The following is a 19844-nucleotide window of genomic DNA, read 5'->3' on the forward strand; positions in this document are numbered from 1 at the left end:
TTGAAGCAGAAGCGCGCATTCTTATTCTTACAAGGCGTTTGCTCGCCCTTTTACCAACGCTTAGCCCGCCGCCTCACCGACGACGGCCACCGCGTGGTAAAAGTACACTTCAACGCGGGCGACCTCCTCTATTGGCAACGCACGCACAGCCATAGCCACTTGTTTCGTGGCCCTCTGAGCGAGCTGCCCGCCTACGTCACCTCTCTATGGCAACGCTACGGCATTACCGACCAAGTCCTGTTCGGCGACCGGCGTCCCGTGCACCGCCCAGCGGTCGACCAAGCCCCGGCCGCAGGCATTCGCACCCATGTGTTCGAAGAAGGCTACTTTCGGCCTTTTTGGATCACGCTGGAACGTGAGGGAGTCAACGGCCACTCGCTGCTGCCTCGCGATCCCACCTGGTTTTATGAAACAGGCAAAGCGTTACCTGGGCTTCCTTCTCCGGTACGCTTTCGCTCATCGTTTAAAATCCGCGCCATGCACGATGTGGCGTACCATGTCGCCGGGCTGGCGAACCCCCTGGTCGCACCGCGCTATCGCAACCACGCGCCCATTACCGCACCGGTGGAGTATGCGGGCTACCTAAAGCGCTTCGCGCTGCTCAAACAGTGGAAAAAACGCGACGCAGCACGGATTAAACGATTGATCAGAAGCGGCAAGCCCTACTTCATGCTGCCGTTGCAGCTGAATACCGATGCGCAAATTCGTGACCACTCTCCCTACGCCAACATGGAAGAGGTCATGGACCACGTGATGGGCTCGTTTGCCGAGCATGCACCAAGCGATGCCTTGCTGTGCATCAAGAACCACCCGCTCGATATGGGACTCGTGAAATACCCCTCCATCATTCAACGTCTCTCAGACTTTTACGGCTTGGATGGGCGCATCGTGTACCTCGAGTCCGGCAATCTGAATGCGCTGATCAAGCATGCAGTGGGCACCGTCACGGTGAACAGTACCGTGGGCATCGTCTCACTGGAATCACACTGCCCTACCTTTGCGCTCAGCGACCCCATTTATAATCTGGCAGGGCTTACCTACGAAGGCGCGCTGGAGGAGTTTTGGCACCAGCCACCACCGCCCAGTGCCGAATTGTTCGGCTATTTTCGCAATACCGTGATGCATACCGCCCAGGTAAACGGCGGTTTTTACTGCCAGCCCAGTATCGATCTTGCGGTCAATAATGCTGCGCACATATTAGAGGCCTGCCCATCCCCTCTGGAGAAGCTGCTGTGAGTGTTGATGCAACGTACTCGACAAAGACACCACACACACGCCGCGTGCTGATTACCGGCGCCACGGGGGCCATCGGCGGAGCACTCGCCAAGGAGTATGCCTCCCCGCAGACGCATCTCATTCTCCATGGCCGTAACACCTCAGCACTGGAACAGTTGGCCAGCGCATGCCGAGAGAAAGGCGCGCAAGTGACGCTCTCCTCCATCAACCTCACTGATGAGGAGGCACTAGCGCAGTGGCTCACCACACTCCGTGCCGAGCAGTTGCCGGATATCGTGATCGCCAACGCAGGCAAGAACACACATCCTGAGCAGTTGGGGGAACTCGAGCCCTGGGCCGATGTTCAAGCCTTGCTGGACATCAACCTCACCACCCCCATTGCCATGGCTCACCACCTGGTGCCCGCCATGCGCGCACGGGGTAGCGGCCAACTGGTATTCATTAGCTCACTGGCAGGTTGGCATGGACTACCCAGCACGCCCACGTACAGTGCCAGCAAAGCGGGCATCAAAGCGTATGGCGAAGCCTTGCGCGGCTTGCTCGCCCCCTGCGGCATCGGGGTAACGGTCGTCATGCCCGGCTACGTCACCTCCCCCATGTGCAATGCCATGCCTGGCCCCAAGCCCTTTGAGTGGCCACCCGAACGAGCCGCCAAAGTGATCATTCGTGGCATTCGCGCCAACCGTGCGCGAGTCAGCTTCCCGTTTCCGCTCAACTTCGGCACTTGGTGGCTGGCCGTCTTGCCAGCAGGCGTGTCGCAGTGGCTCATCAAACGACTGGGTTTCGATCATGTAGGGGGCCGGTAAGATGCTTGGCCACCTGCTCCAATCGCTTAGCCTGCCGCTCTTCATCGGGCTAGTGTTCAGCCTAGCGTTCGAAGCGCTGCTGTCTCCACGGCCTGCTCCCCTCTGGCAGCGCCCGATGGCAGCCAATGTGATCCATCTCGGCAGTTGGCTACTGCTATTTGGGCTTTTCACGCTGCTGCTCCAGCGTCCCTGGTTTGCCGTGGTCTTCGTGCTGTCACTCCAGCTCGTGGTGGTCCAGTCGAGCAATACCAAGTCCAAAACGCTCAACGAACCGTTCATCTGCCACGACTTCGAGTACTTCTGGGACGCCATCCTGCACCCACGGCTTTATGTCCCGTTTTTTGGCATTGGCCTCGCCATCGCGGCCAGCAGCGCGGGGGCCATCGCCATTGGCAGCTTTCTCTATGTGGAGCCGTCGCTGGTTAGCCAATGGAGCACCGTGCTCTTTTTACAAAGCACCGGACTGCTCGCCGGGCTTGGGGCGGTGCTGGTAGCCGTTGGTTTACGCTCACTCGGCGCCATGTCCCTGCAACCGGTCGAGGATCTACATCGCGTGGGGCTATATGCCAGCCTTTGGGCCTATGGGGTAGCATTGATGCGCTCGTCACCGCCTGACCCTTTGGCATCCCCCTACGCGGCTGCCAGCCAGCCCAGTGCCGTCGCTTCACCAGATAGCGCCGAGCGACCCAATGTCGTCCTGGTCCAGAGCGAATCCTTTTTCGATCCGCGCCCATGGTGTCCAGAGGTTGCGTCGACGCTACTGCAACATTTCGATGCCACCTTTACCGAGGCCGTCGAAAAGGGCGAACTGAGCGTCTTAAGCCTGGGGGCCAATACCGTACGCACCGAATGCGCCGTGCTCACGGGGTTGGCACCCAGCGCCTGGGGTGCCCGCCAGTTCAACCCCTACCGCACGCTAAGCCGTTACCCGCTACCCAGCGTGGCGAGCGCTTTTCGCGCGCAGGGATACCGCACTATTTGCGTGCACCCCTACCCCGCTACCTTCTACATGCGCGATAACGTCATGCCGCAGTTGGGTTTCGATACGTTCATCGATATCAGCGCGTTTGACAGTAGCGACAAACACGGGCAATACATCGGCGACCAGGCCGTCGCACGAAAGGTTGGACGCCTGCTGAAAGATGACGATAATAGGCCGCTATTCGTGTTCGTGATCACCATGGAAAATCACGGCCCGCTGCATTTGGAGGCGCCTACGCAGGCACGCTTGGCGGCGACCCTACCCAACGCGACTTGGCCGCTTGCAGACCACCTGCGTGAACTCGCTGTCTATTTGCACCACTTAGGTGAAGCTGATCAAATGTTGGCGAACGTTAAAACCGCGCTAAACGAGCGCGTGAGGCCTGGCATACTGGGCTGGTATGGCGACCATGTGCCTATACTGCCAGATGCCTACGGGCACTTCATGCCCCCTACGGGCCGCACGCCCTACATGATATGGTCGACGCAATCAACGCCGCCCGACCAAACGCCTGCCAAGCAGCCGCCGCAGGACATAGCCGCCAACGAACTTGGCCTTCGGCTATTTAAACAAGTGTTTGGACACGATATAAGTAACGATGTGATCAAGGCAGAACCAGAACCTCAGGAGCAAGAATGACTAAACGCGTGGCCATCATCGGTGCCGCCCATCGTTTCCCAGGCACCACCCCTGAAACGTTCTGGCAAGACCTGCAAGCCGAAAAAGACCTCGTCACCCAAGTAGCGCCCGACCGCTGGAGCCACGATGCGTTCTGGCACCCCGACAAGCGCCACCCCGGCACCAGCGTGACGTTCGCCGCCGGTAGCCTGGGCGATATCAGCGGGTTCGACGCAGAGTTTTTCGGCATCTCCCCCAGGGAAGCAGCCAATATGGACCCCCAGCAGCGCATGCTGCTGGAGCTGGCCTGGGAAGCCATGGAAAGCGCGGGCATCGTGCCCAGCACCCTGCGTGGCAGCCAGTGCGGCGTCTTCGTGGGCGTGGCCAGTCTGGATTACTCCTATCGGCTGGCCGACGACATGGCGGCCATCGACGCCTCCACGGCCACGGGCAACACGTCCAGCATCGCCTCCAACCGGCTGTCGTACATTTTCGACCTGCACGGCCCCAGCATGTCGCTGGATACCGCGTGCTCGTCCTCGATGGTGGCGTTTCACCAAGCTTGCCAATCCATCCGTAGCGGTGAAACCACGATGGCGCTGGCGGGCGGTATCAGCCTGCACTTGCACCCCTATGGCTTCATCATCTTTTCCAAAGCCAGCATGCTGTCGCCCACCGGGCGCTGCCAGGTCTTCGATGAAGCAGGCAATGGCTACGTGCGCTCGGAAGGCGCGGGCCTGTTTCTGCTCAAGGACTACGACCTGGCCATCGCCGACGGCGACAACATCCTGGCGGTGGTCGCGGGCTCGGCGGTCAACACCGACGGCCACAAATCCGGCCTGACCGTGCCCAACCCCAGCGCTCAGGTTGCCCTGATGCGCAGCGCCTACGAGCAAGCGGGCATCTCCCCCGATGAGATCGACTACCTGGAAGCCCATGGCACCGGTACCGCCGTCGGCGACCCCATCGAAACCCGTGCCATCGGCGAAGCCATCGGCCAGCATCGCAAAACGCCGCTGCCGATTGGTTCGGTAAAAAGTAATGTCGGCCACCTGGAAACCGCCTCGGGCGTGGCGGGGCTTGCCAAAGCGCTTTATAGCCTGCAGCACCGCGAGGTGCCCGCGACCATCGGCATTCGCAAGCTGAATCCGCGCATCAAGTTCGACGAATGGAACTTGAGCGTGGTCACCAAAGCCCAGCCGCTGAAACCCACAGGCCGTTTGGTGATTGGCATCAACTCGTTTGGCTTTGGTGGCGCCAATGCCCACGTCATTTTGGAGAGCGCACCGGAAAAAGCGGCAGCGACTCGCCAAACACCCGCTACCCCGCTGCCCATTCGCCTTAGCGCCCGCAGTGAAGCGGCCTTGACCGACAATGCACTGGCGCTGGCCCAGCACCTGCAGGTATCCGGGCAGGATTTTTACGATATAGCCCATACGCTTTATCACCACCGTGAGCAGCACAGCCACGGGGCGCTCTGCTTTGCCAGCAGCGCAGCAGAAGCCGCTGCCGCGCTTGGCCAGTTTGCTGAGGGCAATACCAGTCAGCTCACCACTCTGGAGCGCCTCACTGACGCCAAGGGCCCGGTGTTCGTCTACGACGGCAACGGCTGCCAGTGGGCCACCATGGGCCACGACCTGCTCGACACCGCACCAGCCTTCAGCGACGCCATCGACCGCGTCGATGCGCTGTTCCAGCGCCACGGCAACTTCTCACTGCGCGCCGAGCTGGCAGGCCTGAACCAGCAAGCCGGCGAAGAGAGCCGCTTCGTACGCACCGAAATCGCCCAGCCGGCGCTATTTGCCCTGCAAGTGGCGCTGACCGAGTGGCTAAAAGCGCAAGGCATTACCCCCGCCGCCGTGTTCGGCCACAGCGTGGGTGAAGTCGCTGCTGCCTGGGCATCGGGTGCCCTGAGCCTGGAAGACGCGGTGAAAGTGATCTACTACCGCAGCGACTTTCAGGGCAAGACCCGTGGCCAGGGCGAAATGACCGCCGTGGCCATGAGTGCCGACGACATCGCCCCCTGGCTGGCCAAGCCCGAATTCGACAAGATCAGCCTGGCCGGTATCAATAGCCCCAAAGGCATTACCCTGGCGGGCGATCGCGACCAGCTCGGCGAGCTGGAAGCTGCGCTGAGTGCCGAAGGCACCTTTGCCAAGCGCCTGCCGCTGGACTACGCCTTCCACAGCCCCGCCATGGACAGCATCCAGGAAGGCGTGATGGAAGCGCTGGCCGATATTCAGCCGCAGCCCACTCGAATTCCGTATTTCTCCACCGTCACCGGAGCCTTGGCCGAAGGCACGACGCTGGATGCCCACTACTGGTGGCTGAACATCCGTGAACCGGTACTGTTCGATAGCGCAGCGACCGCCCTCATCGAGCAGGGTTACAACGTCTTCGTCGAAGTCGGGGCGCACCCGATCTTACGCCGCTATCTCAACGAATCGCTGCGCCAGCAAGAGCGCAGCGGCTTGGTCTTCGGCACCATCGAGCGCCACAAGCCAGGGTTAGAGGGCTTGAACCGCACGCTCAGCCAGCTGCTACTCAGCGGATTAAGCGTCAACAGCCAGCGCTTCTTCCCCGTGGAGGGCCAGCGCGTCCTGCTGCCCCGCTACTCATGGCAGCGCACTCACCTATGGGTTCAAGGCACCAACGACGGCCAAGGCCTGCTATCACGCTATTACCAGCACCCGTTGCTGGGTTACCCATTAGCGCAGCAAGAGCACACCTGGGAAAGCCAGCTGGACACCAAGCGGCAGCCTTGGCTGGCCGACCATGTGGTGGGTGAAGGGGCCGTCTTCCCCGGCGCGGGCTTCATCGAGCTGGCCCTGGCCGCCGCCATGCAGCAAAAAGACACCCCGCTGCTGGATATCGAAGAGCTGGAAATTCGCGCGCCGCTGCTGCTGGACGGCCCCAATGGCCGTACCATGCGTCTCACCCTCGACCCCGATGATGGACGTCTGGCCATCCACTCCCGAGAGCCCGCCACGGGAAGCGAGTGGCAGCTCAATGCCGTGGCACGCCGGATGCGCGAAAGCCGTGGCTTCCTGCTCAATCGCCAGGCCCCGGCACTGCCCAGCCGCGCTGCCGACTACACCCTGGAGCAGCACCTGGCCATGGCCGAGCGCATCGGCCTGCACTACGGCCCCGCCTTCCAGGCCATTACCCGTGGCTGGATCGAGGGCGACAGCGTCATTGGCGAGATTCACCTTTCGGAAGCCGTCACCGCCCAGCTCGACACGCTGCACGTGCATCCCGGCATTCTCGATAGCGCCTTCCAGCTGTTCATTCCGCTGCTCGCTCAGCAGGCAGATCTTGCCTCGCAGCTTGCGTTCGTCCCCGTGCGCGTAGGCCGTATTCAGGTCAATGCCGAAGCAGGCACTCCCGTGCTGGCCCGTGCCGTCATGGGCAAACGGGCGCCGCACTCCTTCACCGCCGACTTCGAGCTCTACGATGCCGAAGGCCGCGCCGTGGCCGTGCTCAGCCAGACCCGCTTCAAGGCCATTCGCCTGAACCGCGCACACCACCAGCACTTCAGCTACCTGGATATCGAACTCACGCCTGCGCCGCTTCGCGCCGCCGCGCTGCCCATGCCCAGCGAAGCCCTGCCACGCCTGATGGGGCTAAGCGATACCTTCAGCGCCAGCACCGGCCAGCGTTACGGCCAGGAAGTCGCGCCGCTGCTGGACAGCCTCAGCGAAGCCTTCGCCCAGCAGGGCCAGCCTGCCGAGGCCACCGCACCCGGCGACGATGCCGCCAGCGACGACGCAGCGCCCCTGCCCCCGGAAACCATCTGGCAGCTGCTGGTCCAGGACTACCCGGACTACTTCGCCCCCATTCATCTGGTGGGCAGGCTTGGTCTGCACAAGGAAGCCCTGGCGCGTGGCACCGACACCCTGGAAAGCCTGGGCGTCACCCACGAACACCTGGCAGGCATCAACCGCGTCCTGATTGGCGAAAGCGGCTGGCAAGTACTGGCCAGCGAGCTGGGCAGCCTGATGGAAGCAGCCCTGGCCGCCCTGCCCGAAGGCCAGCGGCTGGCGCTGTTGGAAGCAGGCCCCTGCGCCCCCGCGCTGGGCCAACGCCTGCTGGAACGCCTTGCCCATCACTCGCCCAGGGTCACCGACAGCTACCGCTACCGTGCGCTGACCACCAGCGACACCGCGCGCCATCAAGCGGAACAGCTCCAGGAACGCTACCCGCTGATCGACGTCCAGCCGCTGGAAGAGACCCTGCCCACGCTGGCAGAGGCACAAAAAGCCCAGCTGGCCTTCATCAGCGCCGATGTCACCCAGCCCGAACGCACCCGCCAGCTCATCGAGGCCTTGCCTTCGCAGTTGGCGTCGGGCGCACAGCTCATCGTGGTCGGCATTCATCCCAGCCGCTGGCTGGACGACCTGCTGGCCACCCCCGGCATTGGCCAGGCCGCGCTGGAACAAGCCACCCTCATCGAGTGGCTCTCCGCCCAAGGGCTCAGCGTGACCGCGCCCATGGAACTGGAAGAGAACGGCGCCTACCTGCTGCACGCGCAAGCCCCCAGCGAACAGCCGGGCAGCGTAGCGCAAGCGCCCCAGGCACATACCCTGGTCATTGCCGACGACACCCAGCAAGCCCTGGCCAACGCGCTGGCGGCAGCGCTGGACAACGTCACCCTGCTCAGCGATGGCGAGCCTGCGGCCCTGCTGGCCGAGCAGCTGCGCCAGCACGAAACGCCCCCCGCCGCGCTGAACGTACTGGACCTGCGCGGCCTGGGCCAAGATACCACCGCCGCACAGACCCAGCGCTGCCACCTGGCTCAGCAGTGGTCGCTGGCCCTCGAACACAGCGGCCTGGAAGCCCAGGGCAGCCGTGTCACGCTGTGGCTGCTCACCCAGGGTTACCAGCACGGCGACGACGCCGCGCTCTGGGGCTTTGGCCGCTCGCTGGCCAACGAAGCCGTAGGCCACAGCGTCACCCTGCTGGAACTGCCCGAGCAGCCCAGCAGCGAGGCCCTGGCCTGTATCGCCGATTCCGTGACCCACCCGGATGCGGAAAACGAGCTGGTCATTACCCAGGCAGGCACCCGCTACGCCACCCGCCTGCGTACCCTGCCCGCCCCGCACCCGCACAAGGCCAGCCAGGCAGCGCCGCGCCAAGCCATGACGCTGGGCTTTGCCCTGCCCGGCCAGTTGCGCCAGCTACAGTGGCGGCCACGCCAGCTCCCCGAGCTGGGTGCCGACGAGGTGGAAGTGCGCGTCAAGGCCACCGGCCTGAACTTCCGCGACGTCATGTACACCCTCGGGCTGCTCTCCGATGAAGCCATCGAAAACGGCTTTGCCGGCCCCACGCTGGGCCTGGAGTTCTCCGGGGAAATCGTGGCCGTCGGCAGCAACGTCAACCATCTTAGTCCCGGCCAGGGCGTGGTGGGCTTCGGCCCTGCCAGCTTCAGCGACCGCCTGGTCGCCAGCCAGCACGCCGTGGCCCCGCTGCCCGAAGGCGTCAGCTACGCCGCAGCCGCCACCATTCCGACCACCTTCTTCACGGTCTACTACGCGCTGAAGCACCTGGCACGCCTGCAGCCCGGTGAAAAGGTGCTGATCCATGGTGCCGCCGGGGGCGTGGGTATTGCCGCGCTGCAAATTGCCCAGTGGATGGGCGCCGACATCTACGCCACCGTGGGCTCGGAAGAGAAACGCGACTTCCTGCGCCTGATGGGCGAAGCGCGTCTCTATGACTCCCGCTCGCTCACCTTCGCCGAAGAAATCCTCGAAGACACCCAGGGCGAGGGCGTCGATATCGTGCTCAACTCCCTGGCCGGTGAAGCGATCAACCAGAACCTGCGCGCACTGCGCCCGTTCGGCCGCTTCCTGGAGCTGGGCAAGCGCGACTTCTACGAGAACACCCACATTGGCCTGCGCCCGTTCCGCAACAACCTCAGCTACTTCGGCATCGACTCCGACCAGCTGATGAAAGTGCAGCCCGCGCTCACCCAAACCCTGTTCAGTGAAATGATGGCGCTGTTCAACGACGGCACCCTCAGCCCGCTGCCGTTCACTGCCTTCAGCCACAGCCAGGTCATCGATGCCTTCCGCTACATGCAGCAGGCTCGCCAGATCGGCAAGGTCGTGGTCACCTATGAACAGCCCATCGCCGCACCGCGTCAGGAGCAGCTGGGCAGCGGCAGCCTCACCCTGCCCGCCAATGCCAGCTACCTGGTCACGGGTGGTCTGGGCGGCTTTGGCCTCAAGACGGCTCAGTGGCTGGTCAGCAAAGGCGCACGGGAACTGATCCTGCTCAGCCGCAGCGGTCCTGCCAGTGAAGAAGCCCAGGCCGCCATCCGTGAATTCGACGCCCAGGGCATCAAGGTCATGGCCGCCGCCTGCGACATCACCGACCGCAACGCCCTGGCCAACGTGCTGGAACGCGCCAGGGCCGAGCTCAGCCCGCTGCACGGCATCGTCCACGCCGCCACGGTGATCGACGACGGCCTGATCCGCAACCTGGACGCCGAACGCATCCACAAGGTGCTGGCCCCGAAAATCGACGGCGCACGCCACCTGGAAGCGCTGACCCAGCAAGCCCCGCTGGACTTCTTCGTGCTCTACTCATCGGCCACCACGCTGTTCGGCAACCCTGGCCAGGGCAACTACGTGGCTGCCAACCACTGGCTCGAAGCCTTCGCTGCCCGCCGCCGCGCTCAGGGCCTTCCGGCCACCTGCGTGCGTTGGGGTGCCATCGAAGACGTCGGCTTCCTGGCCCGCAACACCCGCACCCGCGACGCCCTCCAAGAGCGTTTGGGAGGCTCGGCGCTGCGTTCCGACGACGCCCTGAAGGTGCTGGAACAAATGCTGCTGACCCCCGGGCCAAGCCTGGGTGTGCTGGAGCTGGAATGGGGCGCACTGGCGCGCTTTTTGCCCACCTCCGACACCCCGCGTTTCGACGAAATTGCCCGCGCCAGCGATGACGACGGCAGCCTGGATAGCGACGACGACATCAGCGCCCTGCTGGCAGATCTCTCGCCCGAAGAGCTGCACAGCACGATCACCGAGTTGCTGCGCGCCGAACTGGCCAGCATTCTGCTGATCGATGAAGAAAAAATCGACGTGAATCGCTCGGTCTACGACATGGGCTTCGACTCGCTGATGGGCGTGGAACTGATGACCGCCATCGAGAACCGCCTGGGCGTTCAAGTGCCGGTCATGGTCCTCAGCGAAGCCTCCACTCTCGACAAGCTGGCCGGCGTGCTGATCCAGAAGCTCCACCAGCACGATGAGGATGTTGAAGAGTCGCCACAAGATGCGTTAGCCTCTCTGGCCGCCCGCCACGGTGCGGACGGCATTACCAGTGAGCCCGCATCCTCTCCAGCGACCGAGACACCATGACCGCCAAGCGTTCAGAACTAAAACGCCAGCTACTGGAACAGGCGCGCAAGCGCCCTACCGCAAGAGCCAGCCAGCCCACTGCCCCTGCCACCAGCGCAGGGGCAACCCGTTCCGTGCCCGAACGCTTCACCCGCTTCGATGCCCACCCAGGCTATCAACAGCTCTCGATGATGCGTCAGGGCGCGCAACAGCTGGGCTTGCAGGTGCCGTTCTTCAAGGTGCACGACGGCCTGGCCGGGGCCACCAGCGTCATGCAAGGTCGCACCTGCATCAACTTCGCCAGCTACAACTACCTGGGCTACTCCGGCGACCCGCGGGTCATCCAGGCCGCCTGCGAGGCCGCCCAGCACTACGGCACATCGGTATCTGCCAGCCGCGTGGTCTCGGGCGAGCGCCCCATTCACGGCGAGCTGGAACAGGCCATCGCCAAGGCGTATGCCGTGGAAGATGCCGTGGCCTTCGTCAGCGGTCACGCCACCAACGTCTCCACGCTAGGCTACCTGCTGGGCCCCAAGGATCTGATCCTCCACGACGAGTACATCCACAACAGCTCGTTGGTCGGTGCCCAGCTCTCCGGGGCCAAGCGCATGTCGTTCAGCCACAACGACCCCGACGCCCTGGACGCGCTGCTCACCCAGCACCGCCACCAGTTCGAACGCGTGCTGGTGGTGATCGAAGGGCTCTACAGCATGGACGGCGACATCCCCGACCTGCCTCGCTTCATCGCCATCAAACAGCGCCACCAGGCCTGGCTGATGGTCGACGAAGCCCACTCTTTCGGTGTCATGGGCGAAACAGGCCTGGGCCTGCGGGAACACTTTGCCATCGACCCCACCCAGGTAGACATCTGGATGGGCACCATGAGCAAAACGCTCTCCGGCTGCGGCGGCTACATTGCCGGTAACAAGGCCCTGGTCGAAACCCTGCGCTACTTTGCGCCCGGCTTCCTCTACAGCGTCGGCATGCCCGCCCAGGTCGCCGCCCCCTCGCTCAAGGTACTGGAACTCATGGCCCAGGAACCCGAGCGAGTCGCCCAGCTACAGGCCATCTCCCGTTACTTCCTCGAACAGGCGCAAGCACGCGGCATGGACACCGGCCACAGCATCGGCTCCGCCGTCGTCCCCGTGATCGTCGGCAGCTCACCCCTGGCCGCCAGGCTCTCCAACGCCCTGCTCGAAAAAGACATCAACGTCCAACCCATCCTCTACCCCGCCGTCCCCGAAAAAAGCGCCCGCCTACGCTTCTTCCTCTCCTGCGAGCACACCCAAGCCCACATCGACGAAACGTTGGACGTGCTTGAAAAGTTGATGGCGAAAGGGATGTGATTGGTGGTGAGTGGTGAGTGGTGAGTGGTGAGTGGTGAATGGTGAATGGTGAATGGTGAATGGTGAATGGTGAATGGTGAATGGTGAATGGTGAATGGTGAATGGTGAATGGTGAATGGTGAATGGTGAATGGTGAATGCCAACACCGTAGCGCGGCGTAACGAAAGAGCGAGAGCAACGAGCGAAAGAGGCACCCGCGAGGGCGGCGATAGCCGCCTAGAAGGTGGCACGTTAAACTAGGGAGCCACTGGGCAATAGGAAAAAGTCAATGGTAGTAGAAACAATCGAGACCAGCACTGCCCACTGGTACGTCATTCAGTGCAAAGGCAGCGAATCTTTTCGCGCGGCGGAACACCTCTCTAATCAAGGATACGAGGTGTTCCACCCCGTGCTGGACGTCAAACGCAAACGGCAAGGCAAGCTCACCACCGTTTCCGAGCCGCTGTTCCCTTACTACCTATTCATTCAGTTAGACCAAGTCAACAGCAACTGGCGCCCCATCCGCTCCACCCGAGGCGTCCTGCGCCTGCTCACCTTCGGCAACACCCCCATCGCCGTCCCCGACGCCCTCGTGGAAACCCTTCGCGCCCAGCCCCACCGCCAGGAAGGCAACCACAGCATCTTCACCGCCGGCGACAAAGTCACCATCACCGAAGGCCCCTTCAAAGACCTCGAAGCCATCTTCACCCGCAGCAAAGGCGAAGAACGCGCCATCGTCCTCCTCAACGTCCTCCAACGCCCCCACCCCGTCGAACTCCCCGTAGAAAGCCTGGAAAAGCGTTGAGTGGTGAGTGGTGAGTGGTGAGTGGTGAGTGGCAGCACCGTAGCGCGGCGTAACGAATCTTGCGAGGTACGAGCAAATGAGGCACCCGCGAAGGGCGGCGCCAGCCGCCCCGATTTCGCCACAGCGCTCGATCAAATCTCGGCGGTCTCATCGGCATCCCTAACGGGATGCTTCGCGGGTGCGCTCCGCTTACACCGCGCTACGGGGTCATCGCCAACGTCGGGCATGGGGAATAATCACGGGCACGGACACCACCGTAGCGCGGCGTAACGATTGAGCGAGAGCAACGAGCGAAAGAGGCACCCGCGAAGGGCGGCGCCAGCCGCCTGATTGAGCCACCACCACCCACCGCGCCACCGCACACCCATATGGCCTCATCGGCATCCCTAACGGGATGCTTCGCGGGTGCGCTCCGCTTACACCGCGCTACAGGGTCATCGCCAACATCGGGCACAGGTAACCACCCCCGCACGAAAGATGCACTCCCATTCCAATCAAGGTACGCTTACCCTAAATTCACTGCAGGGAAGCAGCCCTTGGCCACCTACCGACGCGCGCACATCCCCGGCGGCACCTACTTCTTCACCGTGGTAACCTACGGCCGCCAACCGCTCCTGGCGGACCACCTCAACATCAACGCCCTGGGCCGGGCCTTCCGGCGTGTGAAAGAAGAACGCCCCTTCACCATGGATGCCTTCGTCCTGATGCCCGACCACCTGCACTGCCTCTGGACCTTGCCCGAAGGCGACGCCGACTACTCCTCACGGTGGCGAGACGTCAAAAAATACGCCTCCCAAGATTTCATCCTCCCACCCGGCTCCCAAAACGCATGGCAACGCGGCTTCTGGGAACACGCCATCCGCGATGAGCAAGACTGGCAAAACCACATGGACTACATCCATTACAACCCCGTCAAACACGGCTGGGCCACCGCCCCCAGCGAATGGAAATGGTCCAGCTTCCACCAATGCGTCACCAAAGGCTGGTACGACCCCCAATGGGGCGCCCAAACCCCACCCGACATCGCCCAAATGAACTGGGAATGAACACCCTCGCGCCCTCATCGGCAACGCTCCCGCGTTGCTTCGCGGGTGCGCTCCGCTTACACCGCGCTACGGGAACATCGCCAACATTGGGGATGGGGACATGGACATGCCCACGGGCATGGGGAATGGGCACGGATACCCCGTAGCGCGGCGTAACGATTGAGCGAGAGCAACGAGCGAATGAGGCACCCGCGAAGGCGGCGCCAGCCGCCCCGATTACGCCACAAAAACCAACCGCGCCACCGCTCACCCATATGCCCTCATCGGCAACGCTCACCGCGTTGCTTCGCGGGTGCGCTCCGCTTACACCGCGCTACGGGGTCATCGCCAACGTCGGGCATGGGGAATAGTCACGGGCACGGACACCACCGTAGCGCGGCGTAACGAATCTTGCGAGGCACGAGCAAATGAGGCACCCGCGAAGGCGGCGCCAGCCGCCCCGATCACGCCACCACAACCCACCGTGCCACCGCCGCCCATGTGCCCTCATCGGCAACGCTCCCCGCGTTGCTTCGCGGGTGCGCTCCGCTTACACCGCGCTACGGGGTCATCGCCAACATCGGGCATGGGGAATAATCACGGGCACGGACACTACCGTAGCGCGGCGTAACGACTGAGCGAGAGCAACGAGCGAAAGAGGCACCCGCGAAGGCGGCGCCAGCCGCCCTGATCACGCCACAGCGCCCGATCAAATCTCGGTGGCCTCATCGGCATCCCTAACGGGATGCTTCGCGGGTGCGCTCCGCTTACACCGCGCTACGGGGTCATCGCCAACATCGGGCATGGGGAATGGCCGCGAACGCGCCGATGTTGGGTATGGAAATGGATTAATCACGCCACCATCACCAACCACGCCACCGCCAACCATCGCGCCCTCACCGGCAACGCTCCCGCGTTGCTTCGCGGGTGCGCTTCGCTTACACCGCGCTACAGGGTCATCGCCAACGTCGGGCATGGATAACCATTCCGAAGGTGGCACCCGTAGCGCGGCGTAACGAATCTTGCGAGGCACGAGCAAATGAGGCACCCGCGGAGGGCGGCGCCAGCCGCCCTGATTACGCCACCGAACGACAAAACACCCCAACATCACCCCCGATCCCCCCACACCACAAAAGGCGGGTTCAGGGTTTGTGAGGGGGTAGCGTAGTGCAGCGGTTGGCCGTCCAAGGTGACGATGCGCCCTCCGGCCTGGTGGACGATGGCGTGGGCGGCGGCGGTGTCCCAGAGGCTGGTGGGGCCGAAGCGGGGGTAAACGTCGGCCTGGCCTTCGGCGATCAGGCAGCTTTTCAGCGAGCTGCCCATGGGCTGCATCTGATAAGGCCCCAATGCCGCCAGCCAATCGGTGAGTGCGGGGTCGTGATGAGAGCGGCTGCCCAGCACGCGCCACATGGCGCCCTCGGCGGGCCTGCCCGCCACCTGCAAACGGGTGCGCTGGCCATCCGGCGCTATCTTGTAAGCTCCTACCTCCTCTGCCGCCAGGTAAGCAACGCCTGTTACCGGGGCGGTCACCACGCCCAGAACTGGCGCGCCGTGTTCGATCAGCGCGATGTTCACGGTGAACTCCCCGTTGCGCTTGATGAACTCCTTGGTGCCATCCAGCGGGTCCACTAGCCAATAGCGGCCATCGTCACCCACCCCTGAAAAGCCTTCCACATCCTCTTCTGAAAGGATGGGATACCCCTGCGGCAGCGCCTGCAAACCTTGCCGAATGACGTCATGCGCCGCTCGGTCCGCCTCGGTCAGTGGGCTGTTATCCTGCTTGACCGTCACTTCGAAGGCGCGGCCATACACCGCCATGATGGCGTCGTCCGCCGCCCTGGCAATGGCCAACACCTGTTCCAGTAATTCCCGCATGGCACCTCCCAAACATGCAAAAACCGCCCACGGGGGACGGTTTTCGAACACGCAGCCAGCAACAGGCCGTTAAACGTCGTAACCCGCTTCGCGGGCCAGCGTGGTATTGGCCTGCAGCCAGCCTTCGATATGCCCGCAGTCGAACGTACGGCCATGCATACGGTACGCCTGCACGGTTTGCCCTTCCTGCATCAAGCGGTCGATGGCATCGGTGAGCTGGATTTCGTTGCCCGCGCCGGGCGGCTGGTCGCGCAGCAGCTCCATGATGCGGTAAGGCAGCACGTAGCGGCCAATCACGGAAAGGCGCGAAGGCGCTTCTTCCGGTTTGGGCTTTTCCACCACGCCGCGCATGTTGGCGCTTTCGCCTGCCGCAGGCTCATCGCAATCCACGATGCCATAGCGGTACACCTCTTCCTGGGGCACGGCTTCCACCATGATTTGCGACGCGTCGTGGGCTTCCCAGCGCGCCACCATGCTGCCTAAGTCACAAGCACTACTATCCACCTGCGGCTTGACCAGCACGTCCGGCAGGATCACCGCGAACGGCTCGCCCTGGTCCAGCAGGTGGGCCGCGCAAAAAATCGCATGCCCCAGGCCCTTGGCATTGGGCTGGCGAACACTGGTCACCTTCAACTGCTTGGGAGAAATGGCCGACAGCGTCTCCAGCAGCGCATCCTTACCCTTGCTGGCCAGCGAATGCTCAAGCTCGAAGTGGGCATCGAAGTGGTCTTCAATCGCCGACTTACCAGCACGCGTGACCAAAATGATCTCGTTGATGCCTGCGGCCAGCGCCTCTTCCACCACGTGCTGAATCAAGGGGCGGTCGACCACCGGCACCATCTCTTTAGGAATCGCCTTGCTGATCGGCAGCAGGCGCGTACCGAAACCGGCCACCGGAATAATCGCCTTGCGTACTTGAGTCATCATTAACGTCCTTTTACTAAGCGTGCTTTCCAATGTGAACTTTCAACTAACAAACCACGCTAAACGATATGCAATAGACATGCCGATCAATATAGCAGGAACGCAGCTACCGGCGCGAGCCTGGGTGCCTCCATCAGCACTCCTCGCGGAGTGCTTCGCGGGTGCGCTCCGCTTACGCCGCGCTACGGGTGCATCGCCAACATTGGTAAGCGGTCCAATAACCCCATCTATACAGGTATCGTTTAGACCGGTAATGTCTCTTTCCACTGCCAGGGCAGTAGTGTGTCGAGGTCATCGTCGCTGAGGGCGGGCAGGGTCTCGAACACGAACTGCAGGTACTCGTAGGGCGAGAGGCCGTTGGCCCTGGCCGTCTCGATCAGGCTGTAGATTGCCGCGCTGGCCTGGGCACCGCTCGGGGTGTGGCTGAACAGCCAGTTCTTGCGGCCAACGACGAAGGGGCGAATGGCGTTTTCGGCCGGGTTGTTGTCCAGCGGGATCAACCCGTCATCGAGGAAGCGGGTCAGTCGCTGCCACTGGCCCTCCAGGTAGTGCAGCGCCCGGCCCAGCGTGCTCTTCGGCAGCACCTGCGTCAGCGACTTGTCGAGCCAGGTGCGCAGCTGGGTGATCAGCGGGCGGCTCTTCTGATCACGCAATGCCTGACGCGCCTCGGGCGCCAACGCCCTGGCCTGCCTTTCCACAGCGTAGAGTTTGCGGATCTGGTTGAGTGCCCAGTCGGCCTTGCCGGTCTTGCCCTTGGGCTGCACTTTCTGGGCCTCGACGAACTTGCGCCGTGCATGCGCCCAGCACCCCGCGTGGGTGATGCCGTTCTTGCGCACCACCTCGGCATAGCCTTCGTAGCCATCGGTGACCAGGCGACCGGCATAGTCACCCAACAGGCGTACGGGCACCCGGCCGGCTCGGCTGGCGTCATAATCAAACAGCACCACCTGCTGGCCGGGTGGACCACCGCGTTGTAGCCACATGTAGGAGGTCGAACTGGCCTTGCGTTCCGGCTCAGCATTGACCTGCAGGGTGGTCTCATCCATGTGGATCAATGGCGCCTGTAAAAGGTGTCGGCGTAGCGCCTCGATGAGTGGCGCCATACGCTGACCGGCTTGCACCATCCAGCGCGCCAGAGTGTTACGCGGGATCTCGATGCCGTGGCGGGCAAAGATCTGGCTCTGCCGATAGAGCGGCAAGGCATCCTGGTACTTGGCGGTGGCGATGTAGGCCAGCAAGGTGGCACTGGCATTACTCTTGGGCAGCAGCTTGGCCGGTGGCGGTGCGATCTGTACGCCTTCCTCGCAGGCCGGGCAGGCATATTTGCGACGCACATGGCGGATCACCTCGACCCGTGCCGGCACCACATGCAGTTCCTCGCTGATCTCCTCGCCGATGACCTTGAGCTCGGTGCCATCCTCGGCGCAGCGACGGGTGTCTTCGGGCAGCTCGTGCACGACCTCAACGCGCGGCAGTTCGGGCGGCAAGGCGAGGCGGCCGCCGCGAGTGCGGCGCTTGGCCGGCTGGCGAGATTCAGCAGCGGTTTCTTCAGCGTTCGCGTCATCGGCAGTCGCCGCGTCCTCCTCCTCATCCACGGCCACCTCGGCCTCGTTGATGAGGAGATCACCCTGTTCGACGCGGTACTTCTCGGTGGAGGGGCCGAACTGACGCTCGATGGCCAGACGGAACTGCTCGAACAGCGCGGCCTTGGCAGCTTCCCACTCCGCCTCTTTCTTCTCCATCAGGCGATGAAGCCGCGCAATCTCCTCCTGCTGAGCACGCACTTGGCGCTGCAGTTGGGAGACGCTGATGGAAGATGTCGAGGCCGGTGAGATCATGCCGCCATTTTACCAAGCGGCGCCGCTGAAAGCAGCAGAAAATCAGCCAACCGACTGAAAATCCAGGGCCTTATGGGGGCGCATGGCGCTGAGGTCATAGCCATCCAGAAGCCAGTTCAGCTCTTGGCCCGAGAGCGTGACAGTGTCGCTCTCCAGGCTGTCCGGCCACTAGAAGCGCTCCCGCTCCAGGCGCTTGTACCAGACCACGAATCCGTTACGCTCCCAGAACAGCAGCTTCACCTTGTCGCGCTGGCGGTTGCCGAACACGAAGACCGCCTCCTCGAAGGGGTTGAGCTCCATGGCCTCCTGAACCAACAGGGCCAGTCCATCGATCTGCTTGCGCATGTCGACGGGCTCGCGGCACAGATAGACCCGCAGCCGGGTATCCGGCCGGATCATCGCACCACCTCCACCGCAACAAAACGCGCCGGGCGATGACGCGGTGGCACAACAACACCTTGCACGGCCAGACGCTTTTCCCAGGTCATGAGAGCCGCCAGGTCCAGTCTTTGCTCCACCGCATATTCACTTAACGCCAGCTGCCGGGATGAGGCATGGAACAAATGGCCCAGCCAGTAGGCCTGTGTCGAGGTCAGGTCGGTCATGGTGTCCTCCTTGGAATCGGGTGACACTAGTCTGACGCGTGCTACTCAGCTGTAGAAGATGGGGTTGGTGGAGCGCTTACCAACATTGGGTATGGGGGAATGGGGAATGGGGAATGGGGAATGGGGAATGGGGAATGGGGCAAGGATACCCCCGTAGCGCGGCGTAACGAATCTTGCGAGGCACGAGCAAATGAGGCACCCGCGAAGGCGGCGAGTAGCCGCCTGGATGAAGCCTCCGTGAATGGTCACATCTCGGTGCCACCATCGGCACTCCTCGCGGAGTGCTTCGCGGGTGCGCTCCGCTTACGCCGCGCTACGGGGGCCTGCCTTGCTTATTGTGCAGCCGCAGGACACATAATGCTCCATTTTGGCACCATGTAGCGCGGCGTAACGAATCTTGCGAGGCACGAGCAAATGAGGCACCCGCGAAGGCGGCGAGTAGCCGCCTGGATGAAGCCACCGTTA

General features: G+C 63.0%; 12 protein-coding genes. 7 read left to right on the plus strand and 5 right to left on the minus strand.

Annotation, left to right across the window (positions count from 1 at the left end; genetic code table 11):
• The 7 genes from RVM27_RS02840 (at position 1) to RVM27_RS02870 (ending at position 14158) form a co-directional block, all read left to right on the plus strand.
• Positions 1–1236, plus strand: a complete 1236-nt coding sequence (locus RVM27_RS02840) for a capsule polysaccharide biogenesis protein (RefSeq protein WP_498957295.1) — start codon at positions 1–3, stop codon at positions 1234–1236.
• Positions 1233–2042 (plus strand): SDR family NAD(P)-dependent oxidoreductase, encoded by an 810-nt coding sequence (locus RVM27_RS02845; protein ID WP_498957296.1) that lies wholly within the window; start codon positions 1233–1235, stop codon positions 2040–2042. The genes RVM27_RS02840 and RVM27_RS02845 overlap by 4 nt, the downstream gene beginning before the upstream one ends.
• Position 2043: 1 nt before the next feature.
• Positions 2044–3663 (plus strand): LTA synthase family protein, encoded by a 1620-nt coding sequence (locus tag RVM27_RS02850; RefSeq protein WP_498957297.1) that lies wholly within the window; start codon positions 2044–2046, stop codon positions 3661–3663.
• Positions 3660–11003: a type I polyketide synthase gene (locus RVM27_RS02855; RefSeq protein ID WP_498957298.1), complete on the plus strand. Its 7344-nt coding sequence runs from the start codon at positions 3660–3662 to the stop codon at positions 11001–11003. The genes RVM27_RS02850 and RVM27_RS02855 overlap by 4 nt, the downstream gene beginning before the upstream one ends.
• Entirely contained in the window at positions 11000–12328 is a 1329-nt protein-coding gene (locus RVM27_RS02860; protein ID WP_498957299.1) for an aminotransferase class I/II-fold pyridoxal phosphate-dependent enzyme, read from the plus strand. Before RVM27_RS02855 ends, RVM27_RS02860 begins: the two co-directional genes overlap by 4 nt.
• A 268-nt stretch (positions 12329–12596) precedes the next feature.
• A complete protein-coding gene (gene rfaH, locus RVM27_RS02865; protein ID WP_498957300.1) occupies positions 12597–13112 on the plus strand; it encodes a transcription/translation regulatory transformer protein RfaH in 516 nt (171 codons plus the stop codon).
• Positions 13113–13648: 536 nt separating this feature from the next.
• On the plus strand, positions 13649–14158 hold the full coding sequence (locus RVM27_RS02870) for an REP-associated tyrosine transposase (protein ID WP_039177759.1): 510 nt from the start codon (positions 13649–13651) through the stop codon (positions 14156–14158).
• A gap of 1086 nt (positions 14159–15244) precedes the next feature.
• Here RVM27_RS02870 and cysQ read toward each other — a convergent pair.
• From cysQ to RVM27_RS02895, 5 genes are all read right to left on the minus strand, one after another.
• A complete protein-coding gene (gene cysQ / locus RVM27_RS02875) occupies positions 15245–16012 on the minus strand; it encodes a 3'(2'),5'-bisphosphate nucleotidase CysQ (protein WP_074210403.1) in 768 nt (255 codons plus the stop codon).
• A 69-nt stretch (positions 16013–16081) separates the two neighbouring features.
• Complete coding sequence (locus RVM27_RS02880) at positions 16082–16936, minus strand: UTP--glucose-1-phosphate uridylyltransferase (RefSeq protein ID WP_498957301.1); 855 nt, start codon at positions 16934–16936, stop codon at positions 16082–16084.
• Positions 16937–17178: 242 nt separating this feature from the next.
• Positions 17179–18774, minus strand: coding sequence for an IS66 family transposase (gene tnpC / locus RVM27_RS02885; RefSeq protein ID WP_498939217.1), 1596 nt, complete (start codon positions 18772–18774; stop codon positions 17179–17181).
• Between the two features lie 168 nt (positions 18775–18942).
• Positions 18943–19173, minus strand: a complete 231-nt coding sequence (gene tnpB / locus RVM27_RS02890) for an IS66 family insertion sequence element accessory protein TnpB (protein WP_498957302.1) — start codon at positions 19171–19173, stop codon at positions 18943–18945.
• Positions 19170–19379: a hypothetical protein gene (locus tag RVM27_RS02895; RefSeq protein ID WP_498957303.1), complete on the minus strand. Its 210-nt coding sequence runs from the start codon at positions 19377–19379 to the stop codon at positions 19170–19172. The genes tnpB and RVM27_RS02895 overlap by 4 nt, the downstream gene beginning before the upstream one ends.
• Positions 19380–19844 lie beyond the last annotated feature (465 nt).

The sequence above is a fragment of the Halomonas sp. KM007 genome, assembly GCF_050709225.1.
Classification (GTDB): Bacteria; Pseudomonadota; Gammaproteobacteria; order Pseudomonadales; family Halomonadaceae; genus Vreelandella; species Vreelandella hamiltonii.